This is a genomic window from Microbacterium hominis NBRC 15708 (assembly GCF_001592125.1).
GTDB classification, from domain to species: domain Bacteria; phylum Actinomycetota; class Actinomycetes; order Actinomycetales; family Microbacteriaceae; genus Microbacterium; species Microbacterium hominis.
This window is the reverse complement of record NZ_BCWI01000001.1, coordinates 458,105-482,405: the sequence shown is the minus strand read 5'-3', so window position 1 is coordinate 482,405 and position 24,301 is coordinate 458,105. Positions and strand designations below refer to the sequence as shown.

The window sequence follows — 24,301 nt, the reverse complement described above, 5'->3', positions numbered from 1 at the left end:
ACGGCAGGATGACTTCGACGCGCGCCCCACGCATCGGGGTCATGGGTGGAACCTTCGACCCGATCCACCATGGACACCTCGTGGCAGCGAGCGAAGTCGCGCAGTCCTTCGATCTCGACGAGGTCGTCTTCGTGCCCACGGGGATGCCGTGGCAGAAGGCAGACGTGACGGCGGGGGAGCACCGCTATCTGATGACCGTCATCGCGACGGCATCCAATCCGCAGTTCACCGTCAGCCGCGTCGACATCGACCGCGGCGGACCCACCTTCACCATCGACACGCTTCGCGACCTCAAGGCCGCACGCCCCGACGCCGAGCTCTTCTTCATCACAGGAGCGGACGCGATCGCGCAGATCCTCGGATGGCGCGACCACGACGGCCTGTGGGACCTCGCCCACTTCGTCGCGGTCTCGCGGCCGGGACACGTGCTGTCCACGGAAGGACTGCCCGAGGAGGTCGTCAGCCGGCTCGAGATCCCCGCCCTGTCGATCTCGTCGACGGACTGCCGCGCACGCGTCCGGAAGGGACACCCCGTGTGGTACCTCGTCCCCGACGGCGTCGTCCAATACATTGCGAAGCACCACCTTTACCGGAGCGAGGCATGAGCACACCCGACCAGCCCGAAACTCCCCAGCTGACCCGGCGGCAGCTGCGCGAGATGCGCAACACCGCCTCGACGCCGGTGATCACCCCCGAAGAGGCCGACAAGGCCGCGCACGCCGCCGAGCCGGCCCCCGCGGTCGTCGCGCCGTTGCCGCGCGCCGCTGAGCCCGCAGACGTGCCCGAGGCGCCCCCGGCGGCAGCCGACATCGACCTCGACGCCCAGCCCGTCACCCGCCGGGCCTCGAGGCGGCAGGAGCGCCTGCGCACGGCATCCGTGACCGTCGCCGACGACACGGCGACCGACGAGGGCGACGGATCCGCCGCGCCCGCCGAGGCGCACGATGCCGCGGCGGGTTCCGGTGTCGAGGCTCCCGCATCGCCGGAGGAGACCCCCGCCGTGACCCGCGAGCCCTTCGCGGAGGCGCCCGAGTCTCGCGAGACCGATGAGCAGGAGCGGCCGATCGTCGCGCCGACCTTCGGGTCGGGCCTCCTCGCCGGTGAGAACGTCGATCTGGAGCTGCCCGCGTCGTTCGATCAGCTCCTCACCCGCGGCAGCACCGCGACGGGGGCACTCTCGGCCCCCAACGCGCTCATCCTGTCGCAGACGCCCGAGACGGGCGCGCTCGTCTCGCCCATCACGGCCACCGGCGAAGTGCTCATCACCGGCACCTTCTCGCTGCCCGAGTCCTTCGGCTCGACCGGCACGCTGCCCGGCCTCGCCGACAACAAGGAGACGGATGCCGTCCTCGTCGACGGTGAGCTTCCGGCCTCGTCCTCACCCACCCCGATCGCGGCGAGTTCCGCGATCAGCACGATCAAGAGCGCAGAAGACATCATCAAGCCGCCGGCGCCGGAGAAGGGGAGCCGGCTCATGCTGGCCCTCGTCATCACCGCCGGCGCGCTCGCCCTCGCCCTGACCGGCGTGCTGATCGTCGCACTCGTGACAGGAGCCTTCCGATGACCGCCGCCGACAGCACCCGCGACCTGGTCGCGATCGCCGCGGCCGCGGCAGAGAGCAAGGGCGCCGAGGATCTCCTCGCGTTCGATGTGTCCGAGCCGCTGCCCCTCGTGGATGTGTTCCTTCTCGCGACCGGATCGAGTGAGCGTAACGTCGCGGCGATCGCCGACGCGGTGGAGGAGGCCATGCTCGAACAGGGCGTCAAGCGGCTGCGCCGCGAGGGCCGCCAGGAGTCGCGCTGGATCCTCCTGGACTTCGGCGATCTCGTCGTGCACGTCTTCCACGAGCAGGAGCGGGTGTTCTACGGTCTGGAACGGCTGTGGAAGGACTGCCCGATCGTTCCCATCGAGGTCGCCGCGCCGGCCGCCGCGGAGTGACACGTGTTCGTTGCACCCCGCGAGATGTAGTAAGGTAGAGGGGTTGCCGCGAGCGGCAGACAACTGAAAATGGGCCTGTGGCGCAGCTGGTAGCGCACCTGCATGGCATGCAGGGGGTCAGGGGTTCGAGTCCCCTCAGGTCCACCAATATTGCTGATCAAAGGCTGTTCTCGGCATCCCTCGAAGGTCCCCGAGAGCTTCTGTTGAAGCTGATTCGTGGTCGTGTTTCGAGTATTACGGCTCCGTCGAGCCAGCATCACAGATGGAGCCGACCCCGGAGCGCGTGGAGCACTTCTCGCACGCACACCAGAAGGCGGCACAGAAGAGGCGGCACTGCGTTTCGTCGTGCCGTCTCTTCGTCGAGATTCAGTGGCCCTCGACCGTGCGCAATCTGCCGTTGTGGAAGGCGATGAGCTTCACTCGCCGCCAGTACGGCTCGCCGATGAGTCCGGGCTCTGCAGAACGCGCGACTGCAGCAACGAGCAGCGCAGACAGTCCTGCCGTAACTGCGAAAAGCGGCCCCATCCACGGAGCTTCGGGACCGATGACGACGGCGCCAATGACAATGGCGCCGGTAGACATTACTCCGGCCGTCGTGGTGATCACGCGCAGCGGGCTAGCGGGAACTGCGCCAAAGGTCACACCCGTGCTCACGGCGATAAGGGCCGTGATCGTGTAGACGAGCATCTCGTTCATCTTGTCTCCTCGTTCGTCAGCAACCCACGCGCCAGATGCTACCCGGTGCGGGGACGACGTTGAAGAAGAGACACGACCTTGGCTTGTCACTCTGGGCGAGATTCGCCTGTAGCTGGATGTACGAACAGGCTGCACATGCCGACCACCGCCTTGGGGGACACGTATACGACTTTCGCCTACTGCTGGTGCATTAATCGTGGGCGCATTGGGTTGCCCTCCGATTATGCACATGTTGCGCGCCCGCGCTGTCGGATTCGGCGGCCTCAACATCGAGATACGACGTGCAATTGCTCTTCGCCCGAAAAGCCACGCGCGCATGACAATCCAGACTATTTCGGGCTGGCCGGGGTCGTCGGAATAGGACGCGCGGCGAACGAGCTGGGTGTTTCGACGAACTAGGACGAGGAGGAGAGCTGCGGCGCAGGCGAGTGCGAATGCGCGTCCGCGGCGAACTGAGATCCGCGAACGAGTCACATATGCTCTGACACGAAGGGGCTGATGCCATGACGCGAGTGCCTCAAAGTGGGTGCTTTCGTCTACATCGGCCGCCGACAAGGCACACTCGCTCTCGTCGGCGGTCCCGCATGGTCAGCCGCTCGGATGACGGAGAGGAACGGCATGGTTGCGGCGGTCGACCTGGCATATCCGTTCGCGGGTCGCTGGCTCGTTGGCAACAGCCCGGCCGATCGGGTGCCGAGTCACGGCACGACTCTCTTCGCCACGTCCTACGCCATCGATTTCGTTCCCGTCGACGACGCGGGGCGCACGGCGCCGATCACGGCCCGTTCGCTCGTGCGCGCGGAGCCGCCGTCGCTGTTTCCCGGGTTCGGACGCCCTCTGCTGGCGCCCGTCGACGGCGTGGTCGTCGCCGCCCATGACACCGAGTCCGATCACCTCGCCCATCGCGGTCTGCCCTCGATCGCCTACGCGCTCACTCAGCGACGACGCGTCCGCGGCGGATGGGTGGCACTGGCCGGCAACCACGTCCTCATCGACCGGGACGGCGTCATCGTGGCGCTGTGCCACCTTCAGCGGGGGAGCCTCGTCGTGCGCCCAGGTCAGCGCGTGCGGACCGGCGACGTCGTCGGCCGCTGCGGCAACTCCGGCAACAGCACCGAGCCGCACCTTCACCTGCAGGCCATGGATTCTCTCGACGCCGATCGCGCTCGCGCCGTGCGCCTCCGCGTCAACGGCGCGCTTCCGCGTCGCGGGGAGGTCATCGACGCGATCGCAGGAGGGCGTGCGGAGGGGTCAGGTCGCAGCGGAATTAGCTGAATGAATGCTGTGCGCGACCATTGATCAGCGGTAGCGTCCCCTCAGTGGTCCGCAGCGACGCGCGACCCGATTCCCTCAGGGACGGAGTTCACCGATGAAGTTCTTCCAACGACTCGGCCGATCGATCATGCTCCCGGTCGCGGTGCTGCCGGTCGCCGCGATCCTCTCCGGCATCTCCTACTGGATCAGTTCTGCCGCCGGCGGCTCGAACATCGTGTCCGCCTTCCTCGGCGCCGCCGGTGGCGCCCTGCTCGACAACATGCCGCTCCTGTTCGCCGTCGGCGTCTCGATCGGCATGGCGAACAAGACGGACGGCACCTCGGCTCTCGCCGGCCTGGTCTCCTGGTTGACGATCACCACCCTCCTGGCCCCTGCCACAATGCAGAAGCTGCTCGGCATCGAAGACCTCGCGAACGTCAATCCGGCGTTCGGCAAGGTGCAGAACGTGTTCGTGGGCATCGTCGCCGGTCTGATCGGCGCCTGGTGCTACAACAGGTTCAAAGACACGAAGCTGCCCGACGCGCTCTCGTTCTTCTCCGGGAAGCGCTCGGTCGCGATCGTCACGGCCGGGCTCTCCCTGGTGGTGGCCGTGGTCCTGATGTTCGTCTGGCCCGTCGTCTACGGCGCCCTCGTCACCTTCGGCGAGTGGATCTCCACGCTCGGCCCGTTCGGCGCCGGCCTCTACGGCTTCATGAACCGGCTGCTGATTCCCACCGGCCTGCACCACGCGCTCAACTCGGTGTTCTGGTTCGACGTCGCCGGTATCAACGATCTCGTCAACTTCCTCAACGGCACCGGGACCTACGGCGTCACCGGGCAGTACATGGCGGGGTTCTTTCCGATCATGATGTTCGGTCTTCCGGGCGCCGCCCTGGCGATGTATATGACCGCCGACTCACGACGCAAGAAGGTCACCTACGGCATCATGCTCTCGGGCGCGATCGCCTCCTTCTTCGTCGGCGTCACGGAGCCGCTCGAGTTCGCCTTCATGTTCGTCGCTCCCTGGCTCTACCTCATCCATGCCGTCTTCACCGGCATCTCCGTCATGATCGCGGCGATGCTCCCGACGCGACTGGGCTTCGGCTTCTCCGCCGGATTCATCGACATGTTCCTGCAGTGGACGAATCCGATGGCAGAGAACCCGTGGATCCTCCTGCTGCTGGGCATCGCCTGGTTCTTCATCTACTTCTTCACGTTCTACTTCCTGATCAAGCGGTTCAAGCTGAAGACTCCGGGCCGCGGCGACGAGCTCGACGAACAGGATGCCGACAACGTCGGCACGAGCCTCACGGGCTATCACGGCACGGCGGAGAAGTTCATCGCGGCGCTGGGCGGGAAGCAGAACATCATCGACGTCGACAACTGCGCGACGCGGCTGCGCATGGAGATCGCCGACACCTCTCAGGTCGACGAGCACGCGCTGAAGCGTGCCGGCGCTGCGGGCACCATCAAGCCGGGCGGGCATTCCGTGCAGGTCGTGTACGGCCTCAACGTGCAGTTCGTCAAAGACGCGATGGAGGACATCCTCAACGACCGCAACATCGAGGCCTTCCGCGGTGCGGATGCGGGCCAGACCGGCGCGGCGGCGGGCTTCGTGGGCGGCGTCGGGGGCGCGGCGGTGGCGGCGGGCGCCGCCGCCGAACAGCGACTGCGGGCGCGGACCGTGCCCGCGGCGACGCTGAAGCTGCGTCAGCCCGTCGCCGGCACCGTGCTCCCGCTGTCCGAGGTGCCCGACGCCATGTTCGCCGAGGGCACGATGGGTCCCGGACTCGCGATCGACCCCGCGGGCGACACGATCGTGGCGCCCGCGGCAGGAACCGTCGCCTCGGTGTTCCCGACCGGCCACGCGATCGGACTGGCTCTGGCCGACGGCACCGAACTGCTGATCCACATCGGCATCGACACCGTGGACATGAAGGGCGACGGATTCGAGACCCTCGTGAAGACCGGAGACGCCGTGAGCGCCGGCACGCCGCTCCTCCGCTTCGACGCCGACAAGATCCGCGCCGCGGGACATTCCGCGATCACACCGGTCATCGTGCTGAACAACGAGAACGCCACCGTCGAGTTCGTCTGACCGACGGCGATCCGCGCGAGGAGCGGGCGGAAAAGCCCGCTCCTCGCCGTGTCAGGAGACGGGTTCGATCAGTTCCGGACCGTTGTTGCGCACGTTGCCGACCTCGCGACCCACCTGACGCATCATCAGCCCGTCGACGAGCGCCGGAGCGGCGTCGATCGTCGCGTCGAGCAGGTCGCCGACGTTCTCGGTCGTCGGGTCGAGCCACACATCCGCGTAGTCGGCGTCGATGAACAGCGGCATCCGATCATGGATCGACCCCAGCTGACCGACCGCGCCACGCGTCATCACCGTGAAGCTCAGCATCCACCGCGTGGGATCGTCCGGAGCCTTCGCCGGATCCTTCCACCACTCGTAGAGCCCCGCGAAGAACAGCGGCTCATCACCGGCCGGGTGGATGTAGTACGGCGTCTTGACGCCGTCCTCGGTCTTCCATTCGTAGTACCCGGATGCCGGGATGATCGCGCGCCGCGCGATCAGCGCCTGACGGAACATCGGTTTGTCCTCGACCTCCTCGGCGCGCGCGTTGATCGCCTTCGCACCGATGCCGGGATCTTTCGACCAGGAGGGCACGAGTCCCCACCGGGCGGCCTCGAGCCGTCGTGTGGGGGGCTCGGTCTTCGCCGAGTCGAGGACGATCGCGACACGATCGGTGGGTGCGACGTTGTACGAGGGCGCCGGCAGATCGTCACCGATCACGTCCACCCGGAGGACGCCGACGAGCTCGGACCCGGAACTGCCCACGACGAAACGACCGCACATGCGGCCAGCCTACGCGGGGCCTCCGACGCCGTCGGCGTCGAGCACGCCGATCTCCGCGAGACGATCCAGAAGCGCGGCGCCGTCGTCACCCGTCACCCACGGCACCGCCGCGGCCGAGTGATCGTCGACGGCGGTCCGGCCTCCGGCGAGGACCGCCTCGGCGGAGGACAGCCGGCGGATCGCCACCGCCCGCACACGCTCGGGGTTCTCGCTCGTGAAGGCCGTGTACAGCGCGTCGTCGTGCTGGCCGTCGTCACCGATGAGCACCCAGGACACCTGCGGGAACTCCCGGGCGAGGCGCCGCAGGTTCTCCTCTTTGTGGGCGCGACCGCTGCGGAACCACCGGTCGTGCGTCGGCCCCCAGTCCGTCAGCAGCAGCGCACCCGGCGGGAAGAGGTGTCGCCGCAGGAAGCGCTGCAGGGTGGGCGCAACGTTCCATGCACCGGTGGAGAGGTAGACGACCGGAGCCCCGGGGCTCTCGCGCACCAGGCGTTCGAGGAGCACCGCCATGCCGGGCACCGGCTGACGGGCGTGCTCGTCCAGGACGAAGGAGTTCCACGCCGCGACGAGAGGACGGGGCAGGGCGGTGACCATCACGGTGTCGTCGACGTCGGAGATGACGCCGAAGCGCACGTCGGCGCCGACGACGAACACGCGCGTCTCGAAGGGCTCGGAGCCTTCGACGGTCATCGTCAGGGGTTGCCATCCCGGTTGGAGACGCGCGGGCAGCACGGTGTCGACCACGCCGCCGCGGTCGGCCACGACGTCATGGCTCACACCGTCGATCGTGACCGTCACGTGGGCGTATCCGACGGGCACCGCCGCGAAGCTCCGCCAGCCGCGGACGCCGATGTCTTCGCCGCGATGACGCGTGCGGCGGCGTGTGCGCACGGGCGGCACGATGAGCACCCGGCCCAGCACCCGCACCCAGTCCTCGCCGCCGTAACCCGGGTAGGCGGACACGCTCGGCCGCAGCCCGCGGGCGCGGCAGCGACGCTCGCGCCAGGCGTGGAATCTGTACTCCAGACGAGCGATCCAGAGCACCTTGACACGCGGTGCGGGTTCGGCGTGCATCGCTTCAGTCTTTCATGTCCTCGGTCGGACGGGTGTCCGCGTCGTCGAGGCGCATGTGCCGCGCCTCCCGCGCGACGATCACGCGCTTGGCGATGTACGCGAGCACGAGGAAGACGGCGATGACGGCCACGAAGAGGTATCCGGCGACGTGCAGGCGGTCGGCGAGTTCGCGGTAGGTGCCCGCCGCCGCCGCCGCGACGCTGACGTACGCCACCGCCCAGACCGTGCAGGCCGGCGCGGTCCACGCCAGGAAGCGGCGGTAGGAGAAACCGCTCATCCCGACCGTGAGCGGCACGAGCGAGTGCAGCACCGGAAGGAAGCGGGACAGGAAGATGGCGGGGCCGCCGCGGCGACGCAGGTAGAGCTCCGCGCGGGTCCAGTTGTCCTCGCCGATGCGACGCCCCAGCCGCGAGAAGCGGATGCGCGGGCCGAGCCACCGGCCCAGCCAGAAGCCGATGCTCTCGCCCACCAGCGCCCCGACGACCACGACGACCATCAGCACCGCGGCCTCCGCGACCGACCCGACCGCCGTCGCGGCGACGATGACGACGGTGTCGCCGGGGACGATCAGTCCGACGAGGACGCTCGTCTCCAGCAGGATGGCGATCCCGGCGAGAACCGTGCGCAGCACGGGGTCGACATTCTGCACGGCATCGAGCAGCCACGAGAGGAACTCGTTCACGCGACCAGCCTATGCGGCACCTGGGTGTGCGTATGCCGCGCGGCGGGTCCCGGTCGGCGCGGCGCCGCCGTCTAGCCTGGGAGGATGCCCGCGCGCCTCGTCGCACATCCGCTCGCCTGGACCGATCCCGCGGCACTGTTCCGCGGCGGTCTCGGCGACCACGAGCACGCGTTCTGGCTGGATGCCGGGCCGCACGCGACGACCGGGTACAGCTGGATGGGCGTCGGCGTCCCCGACGAGATCGGTCCTTCCGACGTCGTGCTGGCAGCGGACGGCGGCGCGGGCGATCCCGTCCCGCCGGGACCGTTCCGCGGCGGGTGGGTCGGATGGTCGGGCTTCGATGCCGCCGCACGCGCGGCGGGGGCACCGGCCACCGTCGACGACCGGGACGGACCGCAGGAGGCGTGGCTGCGCGTGCGCTGGTTCGTCACCGTCGACCACGCCGCGCGCGCGATGTGGCTGGTCGCCGAGCCGGCGGAGCTGGCCGCGGCGCTCGCGCTCCTCGACGCGCGCCGGGATGCGCCGCCGCGGACGGATGCCGGGGGCGTCGTCGCCACGGCATCCGCCCGCCAGCGACCCGTGGAGTACCGCGCGCTGATCGAGCGCTGCCGGGCGGCGATCCGCGCGGGGGACGCCTACCAGCTGTGCCTGACGACGCGCTTCGACGTCGCGGCATCCGACCCGCTCGACCCCGTCGACACCTATCTGCGCCTGCGCGCGGCGCTGCCCGCGCACCACGGCGGCATCATCCGCAGCGGTGCGTTCGCCCTGCTCAGCGCGAGTCCCGAACGCTTCCTGGAGGTGGCCGACGGTATGGTCCGCACCCGCCCGATCAAGGGGACGCGTCCGCGCGGCGGCGACAGCGCCGAGGACGCGGCCCTTGCCCGCGAGCTGGCGGAGAGCGTCAAGGAGCGCGCGGAGAACGTGATGATCGTCGACCTCATGCGCAACGACCTCCAGCGCGTGTGCACACCCGGCACCGTGAGCGCGGAACGCCTGCTCGAGGTGGAGTCGTACTCGGCGGTGCACCAGTTGGTCAGCACCGTCGCGGGACGGCTCAGGCCGGGGACGACGTGGGCGCAGCTGCTCGCGGCGACCTTTCCCGCCGGCAGCATGACCGGGGCGCCGAAGCTGTCGGCGATGCGGATCCTGCACGGGCTCGAGGCCGGAGCGCGCGGACTCTACTCCGGCTGCTTCGGTTGGGTCGGCGACGACGGACGCGCCGATCTCGCGATGACCATCCGCTCGATCGTGCTGCATCCGGGAGGCGCCTACGTGGGGGCCGGGGGCGGCATCACCTGGCTCTCCGACCCCGATGCCGAGGTGGCCGAGGTGGGCGTCAAGGCCCGGGGTCCGCTCGGTGCGCTCGGCGCCACCCTCCCGCCGGGATGGTAGGGCGGGTCCGCTAACCTGGAAGCACGCCTCTCGCGCGTTCCCCAGCTTTCAGATTGGTCTTCCCCTTCCCATGAGCAGCCCCACAGACATCGCCACCGCCGCCGAGAACGGACCGTACGACGTGCACGCCGTGCAGGAGAAGTGGCAGCGCATCTGGGCCGAGAAGGACCCGTTCCGCGCCGGCGGCGACGACGACACGCGCCCCCGCAAGTACGTGCTCGCGATGTTCCCCTACCCCTCGGGCGATTTGCACATGGGTCACGCGGAGAACTACCTGTACTCCGACATCGTCGCGCGCTTCTGGCGGCACCGCGGCTACAACGTGCTCAACCCCATCGGCTGGGACAGCTTCGGCCTGCCCGCCGAGAACGCCGCCATCAAGCGCGGTGTCGAGCCGCGCGGCTGGACCTACGGCAACATCGCCCAGCAGCGCTCGAGCATGCAGCAGTACGGCGTCTCGTTCGACTGGTCACGCGTGCTGCACACCTCCGACCCCGAGTACTACCGCTGGAACCAGTGGCTGTTCCAGCGCCTGTACGAGAAGGGGCTCGCGTACCGCAAGGACGCGCTGGTCAACTGGGACCCGGTGGACCAGACGGTGCTGGCGAACGAGCAGGTGCTGCCCGACGGCACGTCCGAGCGCAGCGGCGCCGTCGTGGTGAAGAAGAAGCTCACGCAGTGGTTCTTCCGCATCACCGAATACGCCGACCGTCTGCTCGACGACCTCAACCAGCTCGAGGGCTTCTGGCCGCACAAGGTGCTGCAGATGCAGCGCAACTGGATCGGCCGCTCCGTCGGCGCCGACATCGACTTCGAGATCGAGGGTCGCACCGAGAAGATCACGGTGTTCTCGACGCGCCCCGACACCCTCTACGGCGCCACGTTCATGGTCGTCGCCCCCGACTCCGACCTGGCCGCGGAGCTGGTGGCCTCGGCATCCCCGGAGGCGCGCATGCGCTTCCAGGACTACCTCGACACCGTGCAGAAGACGAGCGAGATCGACCGGCAGACGGCCGACCGCCCGAAGACCGGCGTCTTCCTGGAGCGGTATGCGATCAACCCGGTCACGGGGGAGCGGCTGCCCATCTGGGCCGCCGACTACGTGCTCGCCGGCTACGGCCACGGCGCCGTCATGGCGGTGCCCGCCCACGACCAGCGCGACCTCGACTTCGCGCGCGCGTTCGACCTGCCCGTGAAGGTGGTCGTCGACACGACGGCGCCGGTCACCGGCGCGATCCCCGTCATCGAGCTGGATGCCGAGGGCGTGCCGATCGATCCGGGTGCCCCGGGCCTGGACGAGATCGATCCCGCCGTGACGGGCGTGGCGCTCACGGGCGACGGCCGCATGATGAACTCCGGCCCGCTCGACGGACTGAGCAAGCGCAACGCCATCGCCCGCGCCATCGAGCAGCTCGAGGCCGCCGGCACCGGTCGCGCCGCGAAGACCTATCGCCTCCGCGACTGGCTCATCTCGCGTCAGCGCTACTGGGGCACGCCGATCCCGATGGTGCACACCGCCGACGGTCGCATCGTCCCGGTGCCGGACGATCAGCTCCCCGTCGAACTCCCGGCGATGGAGGGTCTGGATCTCACGCCCAAGGGCTCCTCGCCCCTCGGCGCGGCGACCGGCTGGGTCGAGACCGTCGACCCCGAGACGGGCGAGCCGGCCCTCCGCGACCCCGACACGATGGACACGTTCGTCGACAGCTCGTGGTACTTCCTGCGCTTCCTGTCGCCGGGGGACGCCGCACGGGCGTTCTCGTCGAAGGAAGCCGACCGCTGGGGTCCGGTGGACTTCTACATCGGCGGCGTGGAGCACGCGATCCTCCACCTCCTGTATGCCCGCTTCATCACGAAGGCGCTGTTCGACATGGGCCTGGTGGAGTTCACCGAGCCCTTCTCGAACCTCATCAACCAGGGCATGGTCATCCTCGACGGCGCCAAGATGAGCAAGAGCAAGGGCAACCTCGTGCTCTTCCAGGACGAGCTCAACGCCCACGGCGCCGACGCACTGCGCGTCGCGCTCGCCTTCGCGGGCCCCGTGGAGGACGACAAGGACTGGAGCGACGTCTCGACCACCGGCGCCGCCAAGTTCCTCGCCCGCGCCTGGCGCATCGCGCACGACGTGTCGAGCGACCCGGACGTCGTGTGGGCCGAGGGAGACACGGCCCTGCGCCGCGTGACCCACCGCCTGTGGGCGGATGCCCCGGCGCTGATCGAGCAGACCAAGTTCAACGTCGTCGTCGCCCGCCTCATGGAGCTCGTCAACGCGACGCGCAAGACGATCGACGGCCCCGCCGGCCCCTCCGATCCGGCCGTTCGCGAAGCCGCCGAGGCCGTGGCGATGATCCTCGACCTGTTCGCCCCGCACACGGCGGAGGAGATGTGGGAGCAGCTCGGGTATGAGCCGTTCGTGGGTCTCGCGACGTGGCGCCAGGCCGACCCCACCCTCCTGGTCGAGGAGTCGGTGACCGCGGTCGTCCAGATCGACGGCAAGGTGCGCGGCACCCTGACGGTGCCCGCTCGCATCTCGTCCGACGAGCTCGAGGCGCTCGCGCGCGCGGACGAGAAGGTCGTGCGCTCCCTCGCCGGCCGCGAGATCGCCCGGGTCGTCGTGCGCGCGCCGAAGGTCGTCAGCTTCACGACCGCCTGACCCCGCGAGGGGAGGAGCCCCTCCTCCCCAGGACGCTCGCCCCGCCGGCTCTCCACGAACAGCCGCCGGAAGGGATCGTCGCCGCGCTGAGGGTGTGAGCGTGGGCGGGTGAGTTCTCCCGAGGAGATGGCCGCGGCATCCGCCGACGCCGCCCTGGCCCGTGTGCGGCGACGCCGCCTCGGCACCGGCGCGGCGATCGTGCTGGTGCTCGCGATCGCGGCGATCGCGGTCGTCATCGGGTTGGTGCGCTCGGCCGCGGCGCCCGCCGCCTCGGTTCCCGTGGCGGTCGCGGACCCGACGCCGCCGCCCGTGTACGTGCACGTGTCCGGCGCGGTGGCTCACCCCGGGCTGTACCGGCTCGACGACGGCGCGCGGGTGGTCGACGTCGTGGCCGCCGCCGGCGGATTGGCCGACGACGCGGATGCCGCGGCCATCAACCTCGCGCGCCCGCTCAGCGACGGCGAGCAGCTGCACGTCCCGCGCGTGGGGGAGAGCGCGCCACCGGCCGCAGCCGCGACCGGGGAGGGACGGGTGAACCTGAACACCGCCGATGCCACCGCTCTCGACGCGCTGCCCCGCGTCGGCCCGGCGATCGCGGAGCGCATCATCGCGTGGCGCACCGAGAACGGACGGTTCACGAGCGTCGACGACCTGCTCTCGGTGCCCGGGATCGGCGAGAAGATGCTGGCGGGGTTGCGCGATCGGGTGACGGTGTGAGGGTCGGCGCGCGGACGGAGCGGGCGATCGGCGGACGCCGCCTCCGGCGACGCGACGCCCGGCTGGTGCCGGTCGCGGCCGCCGCGTGGCTCGTCGCGGGCCTGCTGACCGCCCAGGCCGAGGTCTCCGGCGTCGTCGCGACGGCGCTGTGGGCGGCATCCGCGGCCGTGCTGCTCTTCGCGGTGCGCCGCGGCCGTGCGGCGCCCGCGTGCGCACTGATCGCGGTCGCCCTCGCCGCGAGCGGCGCGGTGGCGATGCAGGTCGCCGCAGCCCAGCCGACGCGCGCGGTCGTCGCCGCCGCCGACACGACCGGCGGCCGCGCCCTGTCGGTGATGGTGACCGCGGTCGGCAAGATCGAGCGCAGCGCGACCGGGTGGCGCTTCGACGCGATCCTGGAGCGGCTCGAGTACGGCGACACCGTGATCTCCGCGGCGGCGCCCGTCCTCGTGCGGACGGCCGAGGTGCCCACCGGCCTCGACCTCGGCGCGCGGGTGCGACTGCGGGGCACGGGCTGGCGACCGGAGGCGGGCGACCGGGCGGTGCTGGTCATCGACGCCGCGTCCGTGCCCACGCTGCTGTCGGGGCCGACAGGAGCGCTGTCCGTCGCGTCGGAGCTCCGCCGCGGCCTCGTCGAGGTCACGGCCGGACTGCCCGATCCCGGGCGCGGACTCATCGCGGGACTCGCCGTCGGTGACACCTCCACCGTCGACCCGGGGCTGGACACCGCGATGAAGGCGTCGTCGCTCTCGCACCTGACTGCCGTCAGCGGGGCGAACTGCGCGCTGGTCGTGGGGATGGCGTTCGGGGGCGCCGCCGTCTGCGGCGCGCGTCGCGGCATCCGGGTCGGGGCGGGCCTCGCCGCCCTGGTGGCGTTCGTCGTGCTCGTCTCGCCCGAGCCGAGCGTCGTCCGCGCCGCGACCATGGCTGCGGTGGCGATGCTCGGCGTGCTCCTCGGACGCACCGGCGCGGGACTGTCTCTGCTCGCCGTCTCGGTCGCGGTGCTCGTCATCATGGATCCGTGGCTGGCGCGCTCGCTCGGCTTCGCCCTGTCCGTCACGGCGACGGCCGCTCTGCTCGTCGTGGCCGGCCCCCTGGCAGACGGGTTGGCGCGGTGGATGCCGCATCCCCTCGCCCTGGCCCTGTCGGTGCCGCTGGCCGCGCAGCTCGCCTGCGCCCCGCTCATCGTGCTCATCTCGCCGCAGGTATCGCTCTACGGGGTGCTCGCGAACGTCCTCGCCGCACCGGCCGCTCCGCTCGGCACGGTCCTCGGCCTCGCCGCGTGCGTGTGCGCCGGCATCCCCGCCCTCGGAGCGGGGATGGCCGTACTCGCCTGGCTTCCCGCGGCCTGGATCGCCGCGACGGCCACCGTCGTCGCGCAGCTTCCGGGCAGCGCCGTGTGGTGGCCGCAGGGTCCGGTCGGGCTCCTCGCCCTCGCCGTGGTGGTCCTCGCGGTCGGGCTCGTTCTCGTGCGCACGCGCCGGGTCTGGCGCATCGCCTCGCTGCTCGTGCTGGCGGTCACCGCCGCGGTGGCGCTGGGCGTGGGACCGGTCACGGAGATCGGGGAGCGCGCCCGGATCCCGCCGGACTGGACGATCGCGGCGTGCGATGTCGGCCAGGGCGATGCGCTCGTCGTGCGGTCGACGGCGCACGTGGCGCTGGTCGACACCGGTCCCGACCCGGCAGCGCTGGAGCGCTGTCTGCGCACGCTCGGCGTCGACCGCATAGAGCTGCTCGTGCTGACCCATTTCGACCACGACCACGACGGCGGCGTCGCGGCCGTCGTGGGCCGTGTCGACGTCGTCGTTCACGGACCGGCCGGAACCCCCGACGACGAGCGCACGCTCCGACGTCTCGCCGAGGGCGGAGCCCGACCGGTCCGTGCCACCGCGGGGATGACCGGCCTGCTGGGAGACGCGCGGTGGCGCGTGCGAGGGCCGGAGAGCAACGCGGTGGCGGGCAACGACGCCAGCGTGGTCATCGAGGTCACCGGTCCCGCGGTCCCCACGACGCTGATGCTCGGCGACCTCTCGGCGGACGGGCAGCGTCGTCTGGCCGCGAGCGCACCGCTGCTGACGTCCTACGCCGTGGTCAAGGTCTCCCACCACGGCAGCGCGGATCAGGATGCCCGGTTCTACGCCCGCCTGCGCCCGGCTCTCGCGATCGTCTCGGTCGGCGCGAACACCTACGGGCATCCGCGCGCGGAGACCCTCACGATGCTCTCCGGGCTGGGCGCACGCATCGACCGCACCGACGCCGAGGGCCTCATCGTCCTGTGGAGCGAGGAGTCGGCCCTCCGCGTCTGGCGCGAGAGGTCTCCGCCGTGACGGCGGCGGCCCGCGACCACGCGGCGGGCGACGCGACGTCGGACGGCGTCGATAGGCTGGAGGCATGCCACCCGCCGCCCGTCGTCCCGCCGCGCGCGGGGGTTCCCGCACCGCGTCGGCGATCCCTCAGATCTCCTGGCGCAGCCCCCAGCCGGCGCCGATCGTGCTCGTCTCGGGGCCGGAGGACGTCTGCGCGGAGCGGGCGACCGCCGGCATCCGCGAGTTCCTGCGCGCCGAGGACGCGAGCCTCGAGGTCTCCGACCTCCGCGCCGACGACTACACCTCCGGCAGTCTGCTGACACTGACCTCGCCGTCGTTGTTCGGCGAGCCGCGCCTCGTGCGGGTCGGTGGCGTGGAGAAGTGCTCCGAGGCCTTCCTCACGGAGGCACTCGCCTACATCGAGGCCCCGCAGGACGGCGCCACCGTCGTCCTGCGCCACACGGGATCGAGCGTCCGCGGCAAGAAGCTGCTCGATGCGATCCGCTCCGGCACGGGCGGGGGAGTGGAGATCGCCTGCCCCGCGGTCAAGCGCGATTCCGACCGGTTCGACTTCGCCGCCGGTGAGTTCCAGACCGCGCGCAAGAAGATCGCGCCGATCGCCCTGCGCGCCCTCGTCGGCGCCTTCTCCGACGATCTCACCGAACTGGCCGCCGCCTGCCAGCAGCTCATCTCCGACGTGCCCGGTGACATCACCGAACAGGTCGTCGAGCGCTACTACGGCGGCCGCGTCGAGACGTCGGCCTTCACCGTCGCCGACACCGCGATCGCCGGCCGCTACGGCGAGGCGCTCGTGGCCCTGCGCCACGCGCTCGCGAGCGGAGCCGACCCGGTGCCGCTGGTAGCCGCGATCGCCTCGAAGCTGCGGACGATGGCGCGGGTCGCCGGCCTGCGCGAGTCGTCGGCATCCATCGCCGCACGCCTCGGGATGAAGGACTGGCAGGTCGACCGCGCCCGCCGCGACCTGACCGGCTGGAACGAGACCAGCCTGGGGCGCGCCATCCAGGCGGCGGCGCGCGCGGATGCCGAGGTCAAGGGCGCCTCGCGCGACCCCGTGTTCGCGGTCGAGCGCCTGATCACGATCATCGCGACGCGCGCCCCCTACGGCGCCTGACCCGCGCCGCACACGACGAAGGCCCGCCCCGGATGCGGGACGGGCCTTCGTGCGACGGGATGCGGCTCAGAGAGCGGCGACCTGCTTCGCGATCGACGACTTGCGGTTCGCGGCCTGGTTCTCGTGGATGACGCCCTTGCTCACGGCCTTGTCGAGCTTCTTCGACGCCTTGGCGAGAGCCTTCTCGGCGGCGGCCTTGTCGCCGGCGGCGATGGCCTCGCGGGTGCGACGCACCTCGGTCTTCAGCTCGCTCTTGACGGCCTTGTTGCGCTCGCGCGCCTTCTCGTTGGTCTTGTTGCGCTTGATCTGCGACTTGATGTTCGCCACGTTCGACGGCTCTTTCGTTCGGTTTTCGATGGATGTGCCGGGGTAGCGGTAGAGGGACGCCTCCGGCGGCGTGCGGGGTGGGACCCACACGCAAGCCAATCACCGAGTCTATCAGGTTGCCGCGTGGCGACCCCGCAATGCGCCGCGCACCCGCGCGCGTGGGGCATGATCGGATCGACCGGGCCCGATCCGGCCGATCCGACGGAGCACCGACGAAGGAGCCTCCCGTGAGCGCAGGGTCCCCCCAGAACGCCCCGACCGCCCCGACCTCCGGCCGCCGCGCGGGCGCGGGCTGGTTCGCACTGTTCACCCTCGCGTGGCTCGCGATCTGGACCGCGCAGCTCACCCCGCTCCAACTCCTCATCCCGCTGCAGCTGGACACCCCGGGTGATGCCGACCGTTGGATCTCCGGGGTCGTCTCCTCGGGCCTGGTGCTCGCGGCGGGAGGCCTCGCCGGGGTCATCGCCGGACCGCTGGCCGGGGGCATGAGCGATCGGACGCGCGGCAGGTTCGGGCGCCGGCGCCCGTGGGCACTGGGCGGTGTGCTCCTCGGGGCGGGGTCGCTGGTGGCGATCGCCTTCGCGACCGGCCCCCTCGGCGTCGGCGCCGCATGGGTGGGGGTGTCGGTCGGCGTCGCCGTCGCCTCCGCCGCCTTCACCGCCATGATCGCCGACCAGCTGTCGGCTCAGCGGGGCACCGCCTCGGCGGCGATCTCCTCCTCGCAGGCGCTCGGCATCGTGGTCGGCGTCGGCGTCGTCGTGCTGCTCGGACTCGGCGTGGTCGCGGGCTACCTCATGCTCGGCGCCATCCTGCTCGTCGCCGGAGGAGCGGGCGCGCTGCTGCTGCCCGACCCGCCCGCACCGGCGGCGTCGGCGACCGCGCGCACGCGCCGCGCGCTGTCGGCCCGGTTCGCCGCCTTCCGTGATCGAGACTTCGCGTGGATGCTGTGGGGCCGCCTCGTGGCCAACATCGGCAACGCACTCGGCACGGGGCTGCTGCTCTTCTTCCTGCTGTACGGCCTCCACCGCGACCCGGCCGCCGCTCAAGACGAGCTCCTGCTGCTGATCGTCGTGTACACGGTGTTCGTCGTGCTCGCCTCGGTGCTCGCCGGGGCGGTGTCGGATCGCACCGGCAACAGACGGGGGCTGACGGTCGGCGCCGCGCTCGTGCAGGGCGGCGCGGCACTCCTGCTCGCGGTGTTCCCGTCGTTCGAGATGTCGCTCGTGGCGGCCGGTCTGCTCGGCGTCGGCTACGGCGCGTACATGTCGGTCGGTCTCGCCCTCGGCACCGACCTGCTCCCGTTCGCGGAGGACAGTGCGCGCGACCTCGGCTTCGTCAACGTGGCCGCGAGCCTCGGTCAGCTCCTCGGGCCGCTCATCGGCGCGGGACTCGTCGCGGCGGTGGGCGGATTCTGGCTGCTGTTCCTGGGCTCCGCCGTGATGTCGGTGGTGGGCGGCCTCATGACCTTGATGGTGCGGGCTCCCCGGCGGCATCCATCGTCGCCAGCGCCAGATCGAGCACGGCGTTGAAGACCCGCGGGCGCATCGCGGTGACCAGGTGCGACGTGCGCGGCACGACGATCAGTTCCGCGCCGGGCACGAGAGAGGCGAAGAGCCGCTCGTTGACGCGCAGCTGATCGAACTGCCCGTTGACGAACCACGTGGGCACGTCGATCCGGCGCAGGGCGGCCAGCAGATCCAGCACCGACAGGCTCCGCAGCGCGATGTCCTGCGCGTCGTAGGCGTAGCCGCCGGCGCCGAAGTCGGCACGGGTCTCCGAGGGCAGTGTGCGATCGAGAACCCATTCGGCGATGGGAGCGCCCCGCCCCGGGAGACGGTCGAAGCCGCGCGCGAGCGTCCGGTAGGTCTGCAGCGCGAGTCCGCGCGGGATGGCCGTGCACGAGGCCGCCACGAAGGCGTCGAGCGGGGGGCGCGTCTCATCGCCGGCGTACGCGATCGAGAGCAGTCCGCCCATCGAATGCCCGACGAGCAGCACGCGACCCTGCCCGGCCGCCGCGCGGACGGCGGTGTCGATCGTCGCGAAGGCGCCGTCGAGGGTGAACTCCTCGGCCATCCGCGTGCCGTGACCGGGGAGATCGAGGGCGACCGCGGATACCCCGCGGTCCTCGAGATGCTCCACCTGCGCGCGCCACATCGTGGCGGACGTGCGGATGCCGTGCACCATCACCACGGTCGTCCTCACCCGGCCAGCCTAAACGGTGGCCACGCACGCCGACGGCCCCGGACACCCGCCGAAGCGGGGCCGGGGCCGCCGGGACGCGCGGATCAGCCGACGACGCGGCGGCGGCGTGTCGTCATCGCGAGCATCATGCCCGCTGCGAGCAGGAACGCACCGCCGAGCGCGAGGCCCCAGGGGAGCTCGGCGCCCGTCGTGGCGAGCACGCCCTCACCCACCACCTCCAGCGGCAGGTTCAACACGACGCGACCGTCGGCGCCCAGCACGATGAGGTGGTGCGTGCCGGTCTCGAGCGTCCGCGGCACGGCCACCGTGAAGGTGACCCGTCCGCTCGCGTCCGCGGCGGGGATGCCGGTGATCACGATGGGCTGGCTGTTCAGCGTCGCCGCGACCTGCTCTCCGGCGCCGAGACCGGTGAGGGTCACGGTGAAGGACGAGCCGCGCTCGATGCGACCGCCGGCGGCGAGGCCGGTCGTCGACACGCCCACGCCCGATCCGCCCGTCGACGGCGCAGTCGTCGTCGGAGACGGCGACGGCGAGCCGGTCGGCGACGCGGTGGGCGAGCCGGTCGGAGTGCCCGTCGGCGACGGCTCCGGTGTCGGCGTGCCGGTCACGAGCTTCGCCCGGCCGAGCGCCGACGGGGCGATCGGGTCGACCGCCGCGGCGTACGCGAGCGTAGCCGCCAGGTCGACCTGGCCGGTGTCGGTGCGATCCGTCCCCTGCGCGAAGGGCGCGAAGCCGTCACCGCCGTTGGCGAGGAACGAGTTCGTCACCACCGTGAAGGTGTCGGTGTCGGTGATCTTCGTGCCGTTCAGCGACATCGAGACGATGTGCCCCGACCGCGATGCGCTCTGACCGGCCGGCGGCGCGTCCTCCGTGTACTCGTAGGAGAAGCCCTGCGAGACGCCGAGGTGCAGCTTCGGGCGGTCACCCGTCGCCTGCCACTGCCGCGTGAGGATGTCCTTGAGCTGGGCACCCGTGAGCGTCACCGTCACGAGCGTGTTCGCGAAGGGCTGCACGTCGGCGAGCTGCTTGTAGGTCACCGTGCCGTCGCCGACGTAGGTGAGGTCCGCGCGCAGCCCGCCCGGGTTCATGAGCGCGATCTGCGCCTTCTTCCCCGCGTACGCCGGGTTCGTGCTGGTCGCCCACAGGTAGACGTCGGCGACGGTGTTGCCCATCGTCGACTCCACTCCGCGGTCGGAGCCCTTCGTCCCGCCGCGCAGGATGTCGCCCGTGATCGTGCCCACGGGCTGCGCTCCGATGGTGTTGGCCTGGTCGCTGAATCCCTTGACGAGTGCCGCGACCTCGGCATCCGGGGTGAACGGCGTGCTGGCGAAGGTCGTGATCGTCGGGGAGATCGACACGAGCTCGTCGGCGCGCTTGTCGTACGTCACGGTCAGCTGACCCAGCGCCTTGCCGTACTCCGAGGCCTGGATGACCGGACGCAGCCCGCCCGTCGATGCCACCTGCACCTCGCACGCGTACGTCTGGTGCGTGTGCGCCGAGACGATGGCGTCGATGTGGGCGGATGCGCCGCGGATCAGGGTGCCGAAGGCCGAGGGGTCGGTGGCGACCGCCTCGCACTGGTTCGACACCGACGATCCGGAGTGCGTCAGCAGCACCGTCACGTCGGCGAGGTCGCCGTCTGCGATCTCGTCCGCCACCCGGTTCGCGGCCTCCAGCTGGTCGCCGAAGTCGAGGTCCGCGATACCGGCGGGGTCGACCATCGTGGCGGTGTCGGTGGTGACGGTGCCGATGAAGGCGACACGCACGCCGTCGATCGTCTTGATCGCGTACGAGGCCAGCGCGGGCGTCTTCGTGCCCTTCAGGTAGACGTTCGCCCCGAGTGCGTAAGGCGCACCCGCCGCGATCTGCTCCGGCGTCGCGCCCGACGGATCGACGTTGCCGCCGAATCGCGGGATGACACGGTCCCTGAGGTCGGCGAAGCCACGGTCGAACTCGTGGTTGCCGACCGCCGAGACCTCGAGCCCGGAGGCCTTCAGCGCATCGATCGTCGGGGAGTCCTGCTGGATCAGCGAGGTGAACGTCGACGCACCGATGTTGTCTCCCGCAGACACGAGAACCGTGTTCGGGTTCTGCGCCTTCTTCGTCGCGACCGCACCGGCGAGCACGGCCGCGCCGGCCTCGCCCTGGGTGCCGGCCTCGATGCGTCCGTGGAAGTCGTTGATCGTGAGGATGTCGATCGTCGTCGGCGCTCCGGCGCCCGCGGACAGCCCGACCTTCAACGGATCGTGGTCGCTCGAGCGATAGGGCCCCTCCTGCCAGAACAGCGTGCCGTGGTTGTTGTAGCGGCTGTACTCGAGCGCCACCGACTCACCGGAGTTGATGTTCCAGACGTCGCCGCCGGTCACGCGCTTCCACGCGGCCTCGTTGAGGAGCACGTGGTCGAGCGAACCGGAGAGACCGTCGAAGGAGTAGGTCGAGCGACCCAGCTCCAGCCCCGACTCGGCATCCGTGTACCCGGCGTCGTAGAGGACCTTCAGCGGGTCCTCCTGAGTGTAGGAGTTGAAGTCGCCGACGAGGACGGCGGCGTCTCCGGTGCTCGTGAGCGACGTCACCCAGTCGCGCAGCGCGGTCGCCTGCGCGACGCGCGCCGGGTTCCAGGCGCCCTGGCCGTCCTTCTGGTCGGCCTGCGCGCCCGACGCGCCGGACGAGCCCTTCGACTTGAAGTGGTTCACGACGAACAGGAACGGCTCGCCGCCCGCGACCGGTGCGAACTTCTGCGCGATCGGCTCACGGGCGTTGTCGAACGCCTGGCCGGAGCCCGACAGCGTTCCCAGCGCGAGCGCGTCGCCCACCCGCTCCACACGAGCGGGCTGGTAGATGATCGCGTTGCGGATGACGTCCTGCTCGGACGCGTCGGGCAGCTGCGCGGATGCCGGCACGTATGCCCACTTCGAGGAGCCCGCCGCGGTGTTGAGTGCGTCGACGAGCGTGGAGACCGCCGTGTCGGGCGTGCTCGGCGTGGTCTTCGCCGAGTTCTCGATCTCCATCAGACCCACGACCGACGCGTCCAGGGTGTTGATCGCCGAGACGATCTTGGACTGCTGGCGCGCGAGGTCGGCAGCACCCCAGGCGCCACGCAGGTCGCACCCGGTGCGGACGTTGGTGCCGACGCCGGCGCGATCGGTGTACGGCTGGCACGCCGCGTTCGACGAGCCCAGCGTGGTGAAGTAGTTGAGCACGTTGAACGAGCCGACGCTGAGGTCGCCGCCGACGGAGGCCGGCGCCGCCGTGCGCGGATTGCTGAACGTGGCCTGACCCTGCGTGACACCGTCGCCGGGCAGGAACGATGCCGGGTTCAGCTTCCACGCGTTGTTGCGGTAGTCGAGGACGAACGAGCCGGTGAGGGTGGCGGTGCCGCCCACGACGACCGGGTGGTCGACGGAGACGTAGGCCGGGGTCAGGTCGCCGTTGAGGAGCGCTCCGGTGCCGCTGTTCGCACGCGCGGCGTAGTCGAGCGATCCGCCGTCGTCGAGGACGACGCCGCGCGCGAGGTTGTCGGCCGCGACGGCCTCCGCCTCGGCGGATCCGGGGCGCGCGACGTCGGTGGGCTGGCGCAGCACGCCCGTTCCGGCGGCGAGACCGACCTCGCCGTAGCGGTTCGTGTTGTTCGTGTTGGTGACCGTGAAGGTGCTCGAGACGGTGACGAGCATCGACTCGAGGCTCTCACGCTGCGCGATCGACGTCGGCCAGCTCGTGAGCGTGACCGGCACCGGCTTCGCGGCATCCGCGATCTTCGTCGTCTTGCCGGCCTCGACGCTCAGCTGGGTGAGTCCGTTGAACTCGCCCGCCGTCCCCGTCACCCGCACGGTGTCGCCGAGCGCGACCTCGTTCGCGACGGACGCGGTCCTGGTGTACACGAAGACGGCGTCGGATGCGGTGTGGCTGCCCAGATCGATCGCACCGCCGGTGCCGGGCGTCTGGATGACGTAGCCGTTGTAGCCGCCCACCGGGTAGTGCGCGGTGACGACGCCCTCCGTGGTGACGGTCTGGCCGTTGAGGGGGGTGGCGTCGCCCGTGCCCTGGATCGCGGCGATGGGAGTCACGGTGTCGGTGCCGGGAGCCGTGGACGTCGGGCTCGGGCTCGGCGATGCCGTCGGCGACGCCGTCGGCGATGCCGTCGGCGAGGGCGACGGGACGTTGCCGGCCGCGTTCTGCGGCGTGGGGTCGGCCGCCACGAAGTCGGCGCCGTTGACGGCGGTGTTCGTGTGGGCGGCGTCGCGCGTGATGCTCGTCGCGTTCGTCGTCGCGGGGGCGGGCGATCCGCCGGCGGCGGGGGCGGCGGCCGAGCCCCAGGCGACGTAGTCGACGACGTCGGCATCCGTCGGGCCCGTGATCGCGGCCGCGCTCGACACGAGTGCGACCTTGCCGGTGGTGCCGCTCATGGCCAGGTCGCCGATCGCGTCCGGCGTGGGCAGGGCGGTCGTGCCGCCGGCACCGATCTTCTCCTGCACGAGGAAGGTCGATCCCGCCGGGATCGATCCGGAGAGGGCGTTCTTGGTCCACGTGGTGCCGGTGGCCGAGGCGTACTGCAGCGACCACCCCTCCAGGCTCACCGCCGAGGAGGAGACGTTGACGAGCTCGACGAAGTCGTGCGTGTAGGTCGCGCCATTGTTGCCACCCCCGCCGTAGACCTCGTTGATGAGCACAGCCGCGCCGGTGTCGACGGCGGCTCGCGCCGGAAGGGCGGCGAGCCCCAGACCGCTGAAGGCGAGGGCTCCGGCTGTGATGGCGGCGACGACCGAGCGTCGCTTCCGCCTGTCGGCGGTGGGACGCGGTGCGTCCGGTGTCTGATCTGACACGTGTTCTCCCTGGTTTCGCATGCAACAAGCGACGGCCGCCGAGCGGTCGTCCGTCAGTGTGGATTCGGACCCATGATGGGGATGCCGGGGGGCGGGGCGGTTGCGTGCAGGTGAACACGCGACGGCACCCCGTGTCATCGGGTCTGAGATCGAGCATCGGCGGCGCCGGGCCGCCCGGACAAGGGCGGGAAGCGTTAACTCTTTCTCATCGGCCGGTTCTCTGGCGCGCCGCCGTCGCCGTCGGATAG

The 24,301-nt window shown here is 70.9% G+C and carries 18 protein-coding genes and 1 tRNA gene; 12 read left to right on the top strand and 7 right to left on the bottom strand.

The genetic code is table 11. The features are described from left to right. Positions 1-8 precede the first annotated feature (8 nt). From nadD to MHO01S_RS02300, 4 genes are all read left to right on the top strand, one after another. Positions 9-605, top strand: a complete 597-nt coding sequence (gene nadD / locus MHO01S_RS02315; protein WP_060958561.1) for a nicotinate-nucleotide adenylyltransferase — start codon at positions 9-11, stop codon at positions 603-605. Beyond that, positions 602-1,564 (top strand): hypothetical protein, encoded by a 963-nt coding sequence (locus MHO01S_RS02310; RefSeq protein WP_061781783.1) that lies wholly within the window; start codon positions 602-604, stop codon positions 1,562-1,564. The genes nadD and MHO01S_RS02310 overlap by 4 nt, the downstream gene beginning before the upstream one ends. Next, complete coding sequence (gene rsfS, locus MHO01S_RS02305) at positions 1,561-1,938, top strand: ribosome silencing factor (protein ID WP_060958563.1); 378 nt, start codon at positions 1,561-1,563, stop codon at positions 1,936-1,938. Before MHO01S_RS02310 ends, rsfS begins: the two co-directional genes overlap by 4 nt. A 71-nt stretch (positions 1,939-2,009) precedes the next feature. Then, positions 2,010-2,085 (top strand) — tRNA-Ala (locus tag MHO01S_RS02300). A 219-nt stretch (positions 2,086-2,304) separates the two neighbouring features. Here MHO01S_RS02300 and MHO01S_RS02295 read toward each other — a convergent pair. Further along, positions 2,305-2,634 carry a hypothetical protein gene (locus MHO01S_RS02295; protein ID WP_060958564.1) on the bottom strand — a complete coding sequence of 110 codons (330 nt, stop codon included), beginning with the start codon at positions 2,632-2,634 and terminating at the stop codon, positions 2,305-2,307. Between the two features lie 618 nt (positions 2,635-3,252). Here MHO01S_RS02295 and MHO01S_RS02290 point away from each other — a divergent pair. Beyond that, positions 3,253-3,909 carry a M23 family metallopeptidase gene (locus tag MHO01S_RS02290; RefSeq protein WP_060958565.1) on the top strand — a complete coding sequence of 219 codons (657 nt, stop codon included), beginning with the start codon at positions 3,253-3,255 and terminating at the stop codon, positions 3,907-3,909. Positions 3,910-4,003: 94 nt separating this feature from the next. Next, entirely contained in the window at positions 4,004-5,986 is a 1,983-nt protein-coding gene (gene nagE, locus MHO01S_RS02285; protein WP_061781782.1) for an N-acetylglucosamine-specific PTS transporter subunit IIBC, read from the top strand. Between the two features lie 51 nt (positions 5,987-6,037). On the opposite strand, the gene MHO01S_RS02280 is transcribed toward nagE, so the two are convergent. The 3 genes from MHO01S_RS02280 to MHO01S_RS02270 are packed head-to-tail and all read right to left on the bottom strand — an operon-like array spanning position 6,038 to position 8,504. Next, positions 6,038-6,748 carry an SOS response-associated peptidase gene (locus tag MHO01S_RS02280; RefSeq protein ID WP_060958567.1) on the bottom strand — a complete coding sequence of 237 codons (711 nt, stop codon included), beginning with the start codon at positions 6,746-6,748 and terminating at the stop codon, positions 6,038-6,040. A gap of 9 nt (positions 6,749-6,757) precedes the next feature. Further along, positions 6,758-7,822: an App1 family protein phosphatidate phosphatase gene (locus MHO01S_RS02275; RefSeq protein ID WP_060958568.1), complete on the bottom strand. Its 1,065-nt coding sequence runs from the start codon at positions 7,820-7,822 to the stop codon at positions 6,758-6,760. Between the two features lie 4 nt (positions 7,823-7,826). Then, positions 7,827-8,504, bottom strand: a complete 678-nt coding sequence (locus MHO01S_RS02270) for a DedA family protein (RefSeq protein WP_060958569.1) — start codon at positions 8,502-8,504, stop codon at positions 7,827-7,829. Between the two features lie 84 nt (positions 8,505-8,588). On the opposite strand from MHO01S_RS02270, the gene MHO01S_RS02265 reads away from it, so the two are divergent. The 5 genes from MHO01S_RS02265 (at position 8,589) to holA (ending at position 16,704) form a co-directional block, all read left to right on the top strand. Then, entirely contained in the window at positions 8,589-9,899 is a 1,311-nt protein-coding gene (locus MHO01S_RS02265; RefSeq protein ID WP_061781781.1) for an anthranilate synthase component I family protein, read from the top strand. 70 nt (positions 9,900-9,969) lie between these two features. Then, complete coding sequence (gene leuS / locus MHO01S_RS02260; protein WP_060958571.1) at positions 9,970-12,552, top strand: leucine--tRNA ligase; 2,583 nt, start codon at positions 9,970-9,972, stop codon at positions 12,550-12,552. Between the two features lie 126 nt (positions 12,553-12,678). Continuing rightward, the gene (locus MHO01S_RS02255; protein WP_061781780.1) at positions 12,679-13,269 is read left to right on the top strand and encodes a ComEA family DNA-binding protein; all 591 of its coding nucleotides are present in this window, start codon (positions 12,679-12,681) and stop codon (positions 13,267-13,269) included. Next, on the top strand, positions 13,266-15,593 hold the full coding sequence (locus tag MHO01S_RS02250; RefSeq protein WP_061781779.1) for a ComEC/Rec2 family competence protein: 2,328 nt from the start codon (positions 13,266-13,268) through the stop codon (positions 15,591-15,593). Before MHO01S_RS02255 ends, MHO01S_RS02250 begins: the two co-directional genes overlap by 4 nt. Before the next feature lie 64 nt (positions 15,594-15,657). Beyond that, complete coding sequence (gene holA, locus MHO01S_RS02245; protein WP_060958954.1) at positions 15,658-16,704, top strand: DNA polymerase III subunit delta; 1,047 nt, start codon at positions 15,658-15,660, stop codon at positions 16,702-16,704. A 66-nt stretch (positions 16,705-16,770) separates the two neighbouring features. Here holA and rpsT read toward each other — a convergent pair whose 3' ends face one another. Beyond that, positions 16,771-17,031, bottom strand: a complete 261-nt coding sequence (rpsT, locus tag MHO01S_RS02240; RefSeq protein ID WP_036285140.1) for a 30S ribosomal protein S20 — start codon at positions 17,029-17,031, stop codon at positions 16,771-16,773. Positions 17,032-17,258: 227 nt separating this feature from the next. Between rpsT and MHO01S_RS02235 the strand changes: the two genes are divergently transcribed. Beyond that, positions 17,259-18,560, top strand: a complete 1,302-nt coding sequence (locus MHO01S_RS02235; protein WP_061781778.1) for an MFS transporter — start codon at positions 17,259-17,261, stop codon at positions 18,558-18,560. On the opposite strand, the gene MHO01S_RS02230 is transcribed toward MHO01S_RS02235, so the two are convergent. Together MHO01S_RS02230 and MHO01S_RS02225 are read right to left on the bottom strand one after the other, a co-directional pair. Further along, positions 18,490-19,233 (bottom strand): alpha/beta fold hydrolase, encoded by a 744-nt coding sequence (locus MHO01S_RS02230; RefSeq protein WP_082734093.1) that lies wholly within the window; start codon positions 19,231-19,233, stop codon positions 18,490-18,492. The two genes, MHO01S_RS02235 and MHO01S_RS02230, sit on opposite strands and share 71 nt — an antisense overlap. A gap of 83 nt (positions 19,234-19,316) precedes the next feature. Further along, positions 19,317-24,053: an ExeM/NucH family extracellular endonuclease gene (locus tag MHO01S_RS02225; protein WP_061781777.1), complete on the bottom strand. Its 4,737-nt coding sequence runs from the start codon at positions 24,051-24,053 to the stop codon at positions 19,317-19,319. Between the last annotated feature and the right edge of the window lie 248 nt (positions 24,054-24,301).